At 32.4% G+C, this 14,045-nt stretch carries 10 protein-coding genes; 8 read left to right on the top strand and 2 right to left on the bottom strand.

All coding sequences use genetic code 11. The features are described 5' to 3' along the window. The first annotated feature begins 94 nt into the window (after window positions 1-94). A complete protein-coding gene (locus tag IR010_RS18745; RefSeq protein WP_194570506.1) occupies window positions 95-532 on the top strand; it encodes a GNAT family N-acetyltransferase in 438 nt (145 codons plus the stop codon). Between the two features lies 1 nt (window position 533). Then, the gene (locus IR010_RS18740) at window positions 534-2,117 is read left to right on the top strand and encodes a murein L,D-transpeptidase (RefSeq protein WP_194605912.1); all 1,584 of its coding nucleotides are present in this window, start codon (window positions 534-536) and stop codon (window positions 2,115-2,117) included. On the opposite strand, the gene IR010_RS18735 is transcribed toward IR010_RS18740, so the two are convergent. Continuing rightward, the gene (locus IR010_RS18735) at window positions 2,106-2,828 is read right to left on the bottom strand and encodes a murein L,D-transpeptidase catalytic domain family protein (protein WP_029273258.1); all 723 of its coding nucleotides are present in this window, start codon (window positions 2,826-2,828) and stop codon (window positions 2,106-2,108) included. The two genes, IR010_RS18740 and IR010_RS18735, sit on opposite strands and share 12 nt — an antisense overlap. A gap of 300 nt (window positions 2,829-3,128) precedes the next feature. Here IR010_RS18735 and IR010_RS18730 point away from each other — a divergent pair, with 300 nt between their 5' ends. Next, the gene (locus IR010_RS18730; protein ID WP_194605910.1) at window positions 3,129-5,558 is read left to right on the top strand and encodes a DUF5916 domain-containing protein; all 2,430 of its coding nucleotides are present in this window, start codon (window positions 3,129-3,131) and stop codon (window positions 5,556-5,558) included. Window positions 5,559-5,699: 141 nt separating this feature from the next. Continuing rightward, window positions 5,700-7,217, top strand: a complete 1,518-nt coding sequence (gene gpmI, locus IR010_RS18725) for a 2,3-bisphosphoglycerate-independent phosphoglycerate mutase (RefSeq protein ID WP_194605908.1) — start codon at window positions 5,700-5,702, stop codon at window positions 7,215-7,217. A gap of 126 nt (window positions 7,218-7,343) precedes the next feature. On the opposite strand, the gene IR010_RS18720 is transcribed toward gpmI, so the two are convergent. After that, window positions 7,344-8,597 (bottom strand): DUF445 domain-containing protein, encoded by a 1,254-nt coding sequence (locus IR010_RS18720; RefSeq protein ID WP_194570510.1) that lies wholly within the window; start codon window positions 8,595-8,597, stop codon window positions 7,344-7,346. A gap of 254 nt (window positions 8,598-8,851) precedes the next feature. On the opposite strand from IR010_RS18720, the gene map reads away from it, so the two are divergent. The 4 genes from map (at window position 8,852) to IR010_RS18700 (ending at window position 13,978) form a co-directional block, all read left to right on the top strand. Further along, on the top strand, window positions 8,852-9,670 hold the full coding sequence (gene map / locus IR010_RS18715) for a type I methionyl aminopeptidase (protein WP_194570511.1): 819 nt from the start codon (window positions 8,852-8,854) through the stop codon (window positions 9,668-9,670). 69 nt (window positions 9,671-9,739) lie between these two features. Beyond that, entirely contained in the window at window positions 9,740-10,144 is a 405-nt protein-coding gene (locus IR010_RS18710; protein ID WP_194605906.1) for a GxxExxY protein, read from the top strand. Window positions 10,145-10,185: 41 nt separating this feature from the next. After that, window positions 10,186-10,959, top strand: a complete 774-nt coding sequence (locus IR010_RS18705) for a class I SAM-dependent methyltransferase (protein WP_029273252.1) — start codon at window positions 10,186-10,188, stop codon at window positions 10,957-10,959. Window positions 10,960-11,074: 115 nt separating this feature from the next. Continuing rightward, window positions 11,075-13,978 (top strand): DEAD/DEAH box helicase, encoded by a 2,904-nt coding sequence (locus tag IR010_RS18700; RefSeq protein WP_194605904.1) that lies wholly within the window; start codon window positions 11,075-11,077, stop codon window positions 13,976-13,978. Window positions 13,979-14,045 lie beyond the last annotated feature (67 nt).

Genomic DNA, 14,045 nt, shown 5'->3' with positions numbered 1-14,045 from the left:
AAGCTTTTTTTCAAAAAAAATTAATTAAAAACAACATTTTTCTATAATTCATTTAAAACTAAAAAGTTATAGAATTAAATATTTTTCAAAAATCATGAATATTATTAAAGAAATCACCTCAAAAGAAACTTATAGTGTAAGACAGCCTGTTCTCAGAAAAGGAAAACCCATAGAAAGCTGTATCTTTGAAGGAGACGATTTAAACACTACGCATCACTTTGGTTTGTTTAATAATGAAAAATTAATAGGAATTATTTCGTTATTCAATAAAATCAATACTATATTTGCCGAGCAAAATCAAGCTCAAATTCGAGGGATGGCTGTTTTAGAAACGCATCAAAAAAAAGGATTTGGCGAAGCTTTAGTTAAACATTGTGAAACCTACTGCAATGAAAACAAAGTTGATTTGATTTGGTTTAATGCCAGAACTGCTGCTGTTGGCTTTTACAAAAAAATGGACTACCAACCCCTAGGTGAACCATTTGATATTAAAGATGTCGGCGAACATTATTTGATGTATAAAAAATTATAGAATGAAGAAACTTTACTTTTTATTAGTAATATGCATTTTTATTGCGTGTAAAAAAGACACGCCCAAATCTATTCCTGTTGCCAAAAAAAAGGCACCAGCCATCATACTTACTGATGAAAGAACAGTTCAAATTGATACTGCTACAATAAACGCTTATAAAAGCGAAACACTTCAGCAGTTTTATAATTCATCTGAAAATAAAACCGTTTGGGGAAATCTTAAAAAAAGAGCATACGTTTTATCTCAACTAAGCAAATCAGACAAACTTGGCTTAGAACCAGAAGATTATAAAGCAACTCAACTGAAAAAATTTGAGGACAGAATCAGTTCTCTAAGCGACAAAGATTTAGCGACCTATGACATTTTATTGACTTATAATTTTGAAAAATACCTCAATCACCTATATAAAGGAAAATTAGATCCTAAAAAACTATATACAGATTGGGATTTAGAAGAAAAGACATTTGACGTCAACAGTGTTTTAATAAAAGCTTTTAACAAAAACAAACTAGACAGTATTGTTGATGCAGTTCAGCCAAAGTCACAAACATACAAGCAGTTATTAAAAGCGCTTGAAATTATTGATACTTTCCCAGAGGATAATATTAAAACTATTGAAGCGAAGGATAAAATAACTTTAAACGACACTAATTCTGCCCTAATAAACATCAAAAAAAGACTCTTGTATTGGAATGATATGTCTGGCAAAGACAGTCTTACTAGAATTTACGACAAAAAAACATTTGAGTCAATCAAGAAATTTCAAGAAAGACATGGTTTAGCGTCTGATGGTGTTATTGGTCAAGGCACAATTAGTGCTTTGAATTATTCTAAAGAAAAAAGAAAGCAGCAAATTATAGCAAATTTAGAACGCTGGAGGTGGTATACAACTGATTTAGCTGAAAACTACTTTATAATTAATATTCCAAATTACAGTTTGAATGTTGTTGAAAACCAAGACACAACATTAGTAAGAAATGTTGTAGTGGGAACTAGTAAAAGAAAAACACCTATTATAACTTCAGCATTAAAAACAGTTGTTTTTAATCCGACTTGGACAGTTCCACCAACTATTTTAAAAGAAGATGTTGTACCAGCCATGAAACGTAATCGAAACTATTTGGCAAAGAAAAACATTACAATATATGATACTTCAGGAAATGTGGTAGAACCAAATGCCTGGAATGAAAACAAACCGAACAACTATCGTTATGTACAAAGCCCTGGATATAACAATTCATTAGGATTAATGAAAATTTTATTTCCAAATCATCACAGCGTATACCTGCACGATACAAACCATCGAAATTATTTTGGGAGAAGCAATCGTTCTTTAAGTTCAGGCTGTGTTCGTGTCGAAAACCCGCTAGAATTAGCAGAGCATATTTTGAATGATTCTCTGCGATTCTCTAAAGAAAAAATTGACACAATTATTGCATCTAAGAAAACGATGAGTTTCAAAATAGTTAAAAAGTATGCTTTATATCAATGGTATTGGACCGCTTGGAACGAAAAAAATCAGCTCATTTTCAGAGCTGATATTTATAATCTAGATTCGGATTTGTATGCTAAATTAAGAAATTAGCTTTTGTTCCATCGCAAAACCTCTTGATGGATGGTAGATATACAAACACGATTTTTCTTTTATTGTTTGAATTATTTCATCAGTCAATTCAACTGGCAAAGCAGGACAGCCTTGGCTTCTTCCTAATCTTTTATGATCTCTGATGAACGATTCTGAAACGTAATCTGCTCCATGCATTACAACGCCTCTTTCGCGGGCATTATCATTAAAACCTCTCTCCAAACCGTCTAAACGTAATGAAGCTCCGTGTTTACCTTGATAAATTTCGCCTGTAGCATAAAAGCCAAGACTGCTTTTAAAAGATGAGTTTGTGTTAGAAAAAGCAGATGCAAATTCTTCACCTGTATTTCTTCCGTGTGCTACTAAAGATTGGAACAAAATAGTATTTGTCGACAAATCTATAACCCATAAACGTTTCATATTTGAAGACAAACTAAAATCAATTAAGGTCAAAATATCTTTTTGAATAACTCCTTTTTCTTTTAGAAGATAAAACCCTTTTAAGGCTTCAGAAAAAGTTCTAAGTTCAGGCAATTGAAAATGGTTTGAATTTAATGTATTGTACACACTTTCAATTTTAGCATCAACTGTAAGTTTTTCAACTTTAGCAATGCTTTTACTTGTTTCATTTTTAACTTCGGGAGTGCTTTTTGAATCTTTACCAAAAGACAATAACAAAAACACTAGCAATGGATAAATTTTGTAAATCATTGAAATTCTTTAGGTTAAACAATAAATTTGGGTATGGCAAAATTATACATTTTTCATAGCCTACAAAATACAACTCTGGAAATCAGGCACTTTTTGTTTAAATTTTAACATTATTAACACAAATATGCTATTTCTGTAAGAGAATTACTTATGCATAAAACCTTAACGTTTATAGCTTTTTTCTTAAAAAATATAGAAATAAGTGGTAATTTTGAAACTTAAACTGTAACAAATACAACAAAATGCAGTCTATTGTTCGTAAATAAAGAAACCCTATTATTACATTTTCTTACAATTAGCATGAAGAAAGCAGTTTTCATAATACTTATTTTATCAAGCTTCTGGAGTTACAGCCAGAAAAAAGTTTTGCAGGCACAGCCTATTTCTCAATATATAACGATAGACGGAAAGCTTGATGAAACCGCTTGGGAAAATGCACCAATTGCGACTGATTTTATCATGTTTGAACCTGATAATGGAAAACCAATTACAGAAGGAAAAAAAACAGAAATAAAGGTCTTATATAATAATGATGCGATTTATATTGGCGCGATGATGTATGATGATGAACCAAATAAAATTTTAAAAGAAATATCCCAGCGCGATAATTTTGGAACCGCTGATATTTTTGGCGTTTTTATAAATGGTTTTAATGATGGCCAGCAAAATTTTGAATTTTTCGTTTCTGCCGCAGATGTTCAAGGCGACTGTATTATGACTGATGCAATCGGCGAAGATTATTCGTGGGATGCTGTTTGGATCAGTAAAGCTAAATTAACCGATAAAGGCTGGATTGTCGAAATTAAAATTCCGTACGCCGCTTTGCGTTTCTCTGGAGAAAATAAGCAAACTTGGGGAATTAATTTTTTTCGAGAAGTAAAACGTGAACGCAAAAAATATACTTGGTCTTTAATTGATACCAAAATTGGAACATTTACACAACAAAATGGAGATTTAGTTGGAATAGAAAACATCAAACCTCCTACCCGATTGTTTTTTATGCCTTACGCATCTTACTATTTAAATGCTGCTGATGGCCAAAAAACGTATGGAACACTTAAAGGCGGAATGGATATTAAATACGGTATTACTGATGCTTTCACGCTTGACGCTATTTTAATTCCAGATTTTGGACAAACAAAATACGATGAACAAATTTTGAATTTGGGTCCGTTTGAACAGCAATTTAACGAAAATAGAGCTTTTTTTACTGAAGGGACTGACTTATTTAATAAAGGAAACATGTTTTATTCCAGGAGGATTGGAGGAAAACCGTCTGTAGATCCCGATCTAAATGATAATGAAGAAATTATTGATAACGTTCAGAATGTCAACTTAATTAATGCCTTAAAAGTTTCTGGAAGAACAAAAAACGGTTTAGGAATTGGAGTGCTAAATGCTATTACTGAAAAAACATTTGCAACCATAAAAGATACTATCTCAGGAGAAACCCGAAAAGTTATTGTAGAACCGTTGACTAATTATAATGTATTGGTTTTAGATCAGCGGTTTCGAAAAAATTCGTCTGTAACTTTCATCAATACTAATGTTACTCGAAATGGTGAGTTTAGAGATGCTAACGTTACAGGTTTAGCATGGGATTTAAATACAAAGGCAAATACTTATAATTTATCTGGAAATATAAAACATAGTATTATTAATGATACTGAAGATAAAAACGGAACTTTTGCTACTGTTGGTTTTGCAGAAACAAGCGGAAAATACCGTTACAGTGTAGGTGGCGATTTTGTTACCAAAGATTTTGATCCGAATGATTTAGGAATTAATTTTTACACTAATTATTACAACTTTTACGGAAATGCCAATTATAGAATTCTAAATCCAACTAAGCTTTTTAATAGTTTTAGAATCAATTATAACATGTACGCCGAGTTTAATAAAGAATCTGGAAAGGTTCAGGACAACAGCATTAATGCAAATCTAAACCTAACTACGGTTAAAAATAATTATTACGGCTTGGGATTTACCTTCTTTCCTCTTGAATCTAATGATTATTACGAACCAAGAGCTGAAAATCGCTATGTCATTATTCCGAGAAAATTTGAGGCATGGGCCAGTGTTTCGACCAATTACAATCATAAATTTGCTATAGATTTAAATCCGTCTATATCTATTGCTGATCAATCCGGAAGAATGGCTTATGGAGCTGACATTGGTCCGAGATACCGTTTTAGCGACAAACTTTTATTGACTTATACTTTTAGTTATTTTAGAAAAAACAATAATAAGGGATATATTGACAGTGTTGATGCTGACGATAATGAAAGCACTCCCGAAACTATTGTTTTTGCAAATCGAAATGTAATAACGTATTCTAACACTTTGGGTGGAAAATATGCCATTAACAGTGCAATGACAATCAATTTAGCTGTTCGTCAATATTGGTCTTATGCCGAAAATAAAGACATTCTCGAATTACAGCAAAACGGAACTTTGACTCCTTATCCACAATACACTGACAATAAAAATTCTAGTTTCTATTCCTGGAACGCTGATTTGTCTTATTCGTGGTGGTTCGCGCCCGGAAGCCAAGTTTCTGTTCTTTATCGAAATAGCGCTGCTAATTTTGAACGCGTTATTGACAAGCAATTCAAAGACAATGTAACAGGATTACTAAACAATGATGCCTTAAAACACATTTTTTCAATCAGTGTAAAATATTTTATTGATTATAATGCTGTCAAAAATAAGCTCAGAAAAAGAGCTTAGTGTGAATTAATTTTAAAAAATAAAGACTTCTATAATTAAATTAATATTTTTTATTACGCTTCATTTTATTAAACATAAAATATCATTATGCTTTCCTGCAAATTTTAGAAATGACTTATCTTTGTAGAAAACAAAAAAGTAATGAACAAAAAAGTTATCCTTATGATTTTAGATGGTTGGGGAAAATCTCCTGACCCTAAAGTATCTGCAATAGACAATGCAAATGTTCCTTTTATAAACAGTCTTTACAAAAATTACCCAAGTGCACAGCTTCGTACTGACGGATTAAACGTTGGTTTGCCAGAAGGACAAATGGGAAACAGCGAGGTTGGACACATGAACCTTGGTGCCGGAAGAATTGTATATCAAGATTTAGCCAAAATAAATTTAGCCGTAGCACATCAAACACTTGCCAAAGAACAAGTTCTTGTTGATGCCTTTACTTATGCTAAAGAAAACAATAAAAAAGTACACTTTTTAGGATTAGTTTCTGACGGTGGAGTTCACTCGCATACATCACACTTACGTGGATTGATCGATGCTTCTCAAGAATATGGTTTAGACCAAGTTTATGTTCATGCTTTTACTGACGGACGTGATGTTGACCCGAAATCTGGAGCAAAATACATTCATGATTTAGAAGAGTATATTAAAGATACTCCTGTAAAAATTGCCTCTATTATTGGACGTTATTACGCAATGGATCGCGACAAACGTTGGGATCGCGTAAAATTAGCTTACGATTTAGTGGTAAATGCCATCGGGACTCCTTCAAAAAATGCTGTTGCAAGCGTTCTTGACAGTTATGCACACGATGTTACGGATGAGTTTATTGCACCAATAGTTATGGTCGATGAAGAGCAAAAACCATTAGCAACAATTGTTGAAGGCGATGTTGTGATTTTCTTTAATTTCAGAACCGATAGGGGCCGTGAACTTACAGAAGCACTTTCTCAGCACGACTTCCATGAGCAAAACATGCACAAATTAAATTTGTATTACGTAACCCTTACAAACTACGATGAAACGTATCAAAACGTAAAAGTAGTTTACAATAAAGATAACATTACTGAAACCCTTGGTGAGGTTTTAGAAAAAGCGGGCAAAAAACAAATTCGTATTGCTGAAACTGAGAAATATCCACACGTAACGTTTTTCTTCTCTGGAGGAAGAGAAACTCCTTTTGAAGGCGAATCTCGTATTTTAAGAAATTCTCCTAAAGTTGCAACTTACGATTTACAGCCAGAAATGAGTGCTTATGAACTTACAGCTGCACTTGTTCCTGAATTAAACAAAGGCGAAGTTGATTTCGTATGTCTGAATTTTGCTAATGGAGACATGGTAGGCCATACAGGAATTATGAGCGCTGCAATTTTAGCTTGTGAAGCTGTTGACGCTTGTGTAAAGCAAGTTATCGAAGCAGCTCTTGCTAACGATTATACTACAATTGTAATCGCCGACCACGGAAATTGCGAAACGATGATTAATCCTGACGGAAGCCCGAATACAGCACACACCACAAACCCAGTGCCGATTATTTTAGTTGACAAACAATTAAAAAACATTCAAAACGGTGTTTTAGGTGATATTGCACCAACTATTTTAGAATTGATGGGCGTACAGCAGCCAAATGCAATGACTTGTCATTCTCTTTTATAGGAAACCATTTTTTATACTAAACCATAAGGAATGTAAGTTATTTAAAATTTATTAAATCAAACTTACATTCCTTATATGGTTTATTTTTTTTACAGACCTATTATATTTACTTATATAAATTACTATTTAAACAATAAAATAATGATAAGTCCATTCGACGCCGTAAATAACAAGTCCTATTAAACCTCCAACCAATGTTCCGTTGATTCTGATGTATTGAAGATCTTTGCCTATTTCTAACTCTAGTTTTTCAGAAACTTCTTTTCCGTCCCAGCTTTTTACGGTTGACGAGATTAAATCTCCAATAACTTTTTTATTGTTTAAAAGAACAGACAACAAATCATTTTTGATGAAATTGTTGATTTTTTCAATCATTACAGCATCTTCTTTTATACCACTTCCGAAGCCTTGAATTAAATTGGCTATATTATTTTTAATAGAAGATTCATCGCCTTTCTCTAAATCATTCGAAATTGACAATTTAATTTCATCCCAAATTCCATTAATGTAATCCTGAACTTCTTTTTTGCCGGCAAAACCCAAAATCATATTGTTAATCTTGATTCTCATTTCTTCGGAGTTTTTTACTTTATCCAGAAAATCATGAACATATTCGTCAATTTTAATTCTGATTTCGCTTTCTGGATTTTTTGCTTCATCCAAAAACTCTTGCAATCCATTAAAAATTCCTTCTGAAATGCTTTTATCGGCTAAGCCAAAACTTAAAAAAGGTGTTGATTCTTTTACTTTTTTCCGAATCAAATCTTTATTGTTTGTTAATTCAGAACTCATTACTTCGAGAACATTTGTCAGCAGCTGATCTTTCACATTTCCTTTATGTAAAGGTTCTAAAGCCAATGCAATCCAATCTCCAAAATTTATAGCTTCTAATTTTTCTTTAAATTGAACTTGAATGAATCTTTTAATATCTTCATCCTTTATGGTTTTTAAAATTCCCGGGATAATATTCAGCGCAATTGAATTGGCAATTTTATTGGCATTTTCTTCCTGCGAAAGCCAATCTGAAGCTTTTGTTGCAAAATTGAATTCGTCTAATTTAATTTCTAATTTCTCGCGATTCAGAAATTCCTCTGAAACAAAACTTCCAAGATTTTCTCCAATCTCATTTTTCTTAGTTGGAATAATAGCCGTATGCCAAATCGGAATTCCCAAAGGATGACGAAACAAGGCAACGACAGCAAACCAATCCGCAATACCGCCAACCATTGCAGCTTCGCTAAAAGCCTGAAGCATTGGAATTTTAAAGTAAATTGCAATTATAAACAGAAGCACAGCAACGCCCAAAAGTGCCAGAGCATTTTGCTTCATTTTTCGTAAAGCTTTTATTTTAGCTATATCTTGATCTGTAGAAATTTCCATGATTATAAATATTTTTACTACTAATTTAGGGCTTTTTTACGAGATATTGGGTTGTGACGGCTGTTTAAATAGCCGTGAATTCACGAATTTTCTCCAAAACTTTACGCATAACTAAATGCTACAAAATTAATTTTGAAAATTTTGCATTGCGATACTTCGTGAATTTGTGGTGAAAATAACCTTATGTCACCCAAAAAAATTAGACAAAAAATAATATTAAAATCGTACTTTTGCGAACTGAAAATCTGAAAAATATGATTATCCCAAAAAATAGAGAGGAAATCGAATTAATGCGCGAAAGTGCTTTGATCGTATCTAAAACATTAGGAATGATTGCTTCTGAAATTAAAGAAGGAGTTACCACATTATATCTTGACAAATTAGCCGAAGAATTTATTCGTGATCACGGTGCAGTTCCTAGCTTTTTAGGATTGTATGATTTCCCGAATTCGCTTTGCATGAGTCCAAATGCTCAAGTTGTTCACGGAATCCCAAATAATACGCCTTTGAAAAGTGGAGATGTTATCTCAGTAGACTGTGGTGCATTTAAAAACGGATACCACGGCGATCATGCTTACAGTTTTGAAATTGGAGAAGTTGCTCCAGAAGTGAAACAACTTTTGAAGGTTACAAAAGAATCTTTGTATGTTGGAATTAGAGAATTTAAAGCTGGAAATCGCGTAGAAGATGTTGGAAACGCAATTCAAAAATATACTGAATCTCATGGTTATGGAGTAGTTCGTGAATTGGTTGGACACGGTTTAGGGCAAAAAATGCACGAAGAACCAGAAATGCCAAATTACGGAAAACGCGGGCGCGGAAAACTTTTTGTAGAAGGAATGGTTGTAGCTATTGAACCTATGATCAACATGGGAACAAGAAACATCAAACAATTAAAAGACGGCTGGACAATTTTAACCGCTGACGGAAAACCAAGTGCGCATTTTGAACATGATGTGGCTCTAATTAATGGCAAACCAGAATTATTATCGACTTTTCAATATATCTACAAAGCTTTAGGAATCGAAAGCAATGAAGAAGATGAATTTAGACAAGTGCCGTTGGTATTGTAATTATTCCACAGAGATTCGCAAAAATGTACGCCAAGATTCACAAAAAATATTTATTTACAAGCCTTAAAAATGTTTGAAGAGAACAATGAATCTCGTAATAGATTAGATGCAATTACATATAAAATTATCGGACTTGCAATTGAAGTTCATAAACTACTTGGGCCTGGTTTATTAGAATCAGCTTATCAGGAATGTTTATTTTATGAAATTGTAAATTCAGGGTTGAGTGTTGAAAAACAAAAAGTCTTACCAATAGTTTATAAAGACATACAGCTTGATCATGGATATAGAATCGATTTACTCATTGAGAATGCAATTGTGATTGAATTAAAAACTGTTGAGGCCTTTACAAATGTACATTTTGCACAAATATTAACTTATCTTAAACTGGGAAACTACCCTTTAGGATTACTCATTAACTTTGATTCAAAAATATTAAAAAATAACATAAAAAGATTTATAAACACTTTGTGAAGCTCTGTGCCAACTTTGTGTAACTTTGCGAAATAGCCCCCATGAAGAAACTATTCAAATTAGTACTTAATACAATTCCCCGCCCATTATTAATTCGTTTGAGTTATGTGGCGCGTCCAATTTTAGCCTTATCATTAAAAGGAGATAAATTTACAGATCCTATTGACGGGAAAAGTTTCAGATCGTTTTTGCCTTACGGATACGGAAAACAACGTAATAACGTACTTTCGCCAAGTACACTTTCGTTAGAAAGACATCGTTTGCTTTGGTTGTATTTAAACGATCAGACTGATTTTTTTACAGCGCCAAAAAAAGTGCTTCATTTTGCTCCAGAACAAGCTTTTTACAAACTATTCCGCAAACAGAAAAATCTGGATTATACCACAACCGATTTGTTTTCGCCCCTTGCAGATGTAAAAGCAGATATCTGTAATTTGCCTTTTAAAGACAATGAATATGATGTGATTTTATGCAATCACGTTTTAGAACATATTCCGGATGACACGAAAGCAATGCAGGAATTATTTCGCGTATTAAAACCAGGCGGAATGGCTATTCTTCAAATTCCACAGGATTTATCGCGTGAAATTACATTTGCAGACGATTCGATTACAGATCAAAAAGAACGTGCTAAAATATTCGGACAATACGATCACGTTCGCATTTACGGCCGTGATTATTTCGATAAATTAAGAAGCATAGGCTTTATTGTTATTGAAGAAGATTATACTAATAAAATGACACCAGAATTGGTTGAAAAATACTGCTTGGCAAAAGGCGAAATTATCCCCCTTTGCTTTAAACCAGAAAATTAGTTTTCCACCATATAAGTAATATAAGTTCATTTAAAAAGTTTTCAGAATAGCCCAATTTTGAAAACTTTTTATGTTTATAAGCCTAATCAAAATCATACCAACCAAATCTCAAATCTTGGAACCTTCAAAATCATTTCAATTTTGTTTTGACATCAGTTTTGAAAAAAACCTGAATACTTATATTCCAACAGCTTATATAGTTGAGAATACTACTGAAATTAAATATTTAGATAAAAAAGCTAGTACAAACGTGCTTGAAAGTTTTGGAATTTCTTTTGAAAATTTAGATTCCAATACAAAAAAAATACTTAGTGCCTGCGAATCTTTAAAGCTTGACTTTATTTTCAAAAAATTCAGTGCTAAAATCAAATCGGCAAAAACAATTGCTGATCTGCAAAAAGATTCTAAAATTGATTTTGCCATTCGCCAGCATTTGCAGCTAAACCTAAGTTCCTTTTATACTTTAATCGTACAGGAGCAATTTCCGCTTTCGCTCAACATCGGACCTGAAAAAGATTTTTATCGTTCGAGAGTGAATACCAATCCGTTTTATTTTGAACCTCAAATTCAGTTTGACAAACATGTCGAAGGTATTACTTATACGCTTTCCTTAAAAGAAAATGAAACTTCATTTTTGCCAATGAACAAGAGTGTTGAAATTCTTTTAGATGAGCCGGGCTGGTTGATTGTCGATAAAAAATTAGGACAGCTAAAAGACCTTAATACTAAAAAACTACAGCCTTTTTTAAAGAAAAAATCAATCGAAATACCTTCAAAATTAGTCGATAATTATTTTAAAAATTTTATTCCTGAAATCGCTAAAAAAATTGATATTGAAGCAACTGGTTTTGAAATAGAGCTTCGTGATAAAATTGTTTCCAGCACTATACAGCCTGTTTACGATTTCTTTAAAAACTGTTATTATCTTAATCTTTATTTTGACTATAACGGTTATTTATTTGATGCCAGCAAAACGAAAAAAATACATTCTTTTGTTGATTTCAGCATTGTTAATGAACCTAAAATAATTCAGTTTAAAAGAAGTGCTGACGAAGAAATATATACACAGAAATTGCTTGAAATTGGTTTAATAAAAATCAAAAATGAATTATTTGGATTGAATTCTGATGCAGAAATTCATGATCCATATGTCAATATTCAATTCGTTATTGATCATAAACAAAACTTGGAAAGTTTAGGGTTTTCTATCCAAAATTTAAAACTTGAAAGCAAAGAAATTATTACCGGAAATCATACTATTTCAGCTTCTAAAGACGACACAAAAGAAGATTGGTTTGACATTAAAATAATCATTACAATTGGAGATTTTACTATTAATTTTAGTGAGATTATCCCAAATATAAAAAGCAAGGAAAGGCTGTTTTTACTGCCTGACGGAAACTATTTTTTGATTCCGTTAGAATGGCTCAGCAAATACATTTCACTGGCAAAATTAGCCAATACAGAAAACGGAAAACTGCTTTTGCGTAAAAGTAATTTCACTGCTTTAGATTCGATTGCGGAAATCAAAAATGATGTAATTCATCAAGCAGCATATACAGCATCTGATTTGTTGAAAGCAACTTTAAGACCTTATCAAATTGAGGGTGTAAAATGGCTTTTGGGTCACTTTAACTCTAATTTAGGAGCTTGTCTGGCCGATGATATGGGACTTGGAAAAACATTACAGACTTTAGCCGTTCTCGTTGCAGTGCAAGAACAATTGGGGTTTAAAACTAAAACAACAAATTTTGATTTGTTTGCGAATGAAACTACGATAGAAAGAGAACCACTAAAAACCTTGATTGTTTTACCATCTTCATTGGTTTTTAACTGGTTTAATGAAGCTGGAAAATTCACACCGCATTTTTCGAAAATGCAATACGTAGGTAACGACAGAAAATTATTAGCACATAGATTAGAATCAACCGATTTAATTTTTACCAGCTACAGCATCGTTCATCGCGATGTTTCGATTTTAGAAAAATATGATTTCCGTTATTTAATTTTAGACGAAAGCCAATACATTAAAAATAAGAATTCTAAGATTTTTAAAGCTATAAATAAAATAAATACTGCTCACAAAATTGCGCTGAGCGGAACACCTATTGAAAACTCACTCGACGATTTATGGTCGCAAATGCAATTTATAAATCCTAATATTTTAGGCAGTTATAATTTTTTCGCAGAAAATTTTAAAATTCCGATTGAGAAAAAGCAGGATCAAAATAGCTTATCTGAATTAAAAAATCTTATTCAGCCTTATATTTTGCGACGAACCAAAGAACAGGTTTTGAAAGATCTACCTGAATTAACAGAGCAGATTTATTATTGCGACATGGATCCTGAACAGGAAAAATTATACGAACAGGAAAAATCAAAAGCTCGTAATTTTTTATTGAAAACTGATGGATCAAGCCCTGATAAAATCAGCATAATCAACACGCTGATGAAGTTGAGACAATTGAGCAACCACCCAAAAATGGTAGATCAGGAGTCAGAAATTGATTCTGGAAAATATATTGCTGTCACTAATTATTTGGAAAATTTAGTAAAAGCAAAACAGAAGGTTATTATTTTCAGTTCGTTTGTTACAAATTTGAATTTTTACACTTCTTGGTGCAAGGAAAACAAAGTAGAATATTGTGAAATTACAGGCGAAACACTTGCCAATAAAAGAGAACAGCAGGTAAAACTATTTCAAGAAAACGAAAATCCGTTATTGTTTTTCATTTCGCTTAAAGCCGGAGGTGTTGGTTTGAATATTACAAAAGCTTCTTATGTTTTATTCTTAGATCCGTGGTGGAATCCTTTTGCTGAAAAACAAGGCGTTGGAAGAGCGCACCGAATTGGACAATTGAATAAGGTAAATGTTGTCCGATTTATTTCGAAAAATACGGTTGAAGAAAAAATAATCAAACTGCAGGAAAACAAAAAGCTTTTATCTGATTCACTTTTAGAAGAAAGCTATATCAACGACGAAATTGAAGTGAACTTAGAATACATTTTAGGTTCTTAATAAATTGTTTTTAAAACCAATAAAGTGTCCTGTTTTTCGTTATATAAATTGTTATATTTACAATCTT

The sequence above is a fragment of the Flavobacterium sp. MR2016-29 genome (assembly GCF_015350695.1).
Classification (GTDB): Bacteria; Bacteroidota; Bacteroidia; order Flavobacteriales; family Flavobacteriaceae; genus Flavobacterium.
The sequence above is the reverse complement of the archived record's forward strand: the minus strand, read 5'-3'. Positions and strand labels throughout refer to the sequence as shown.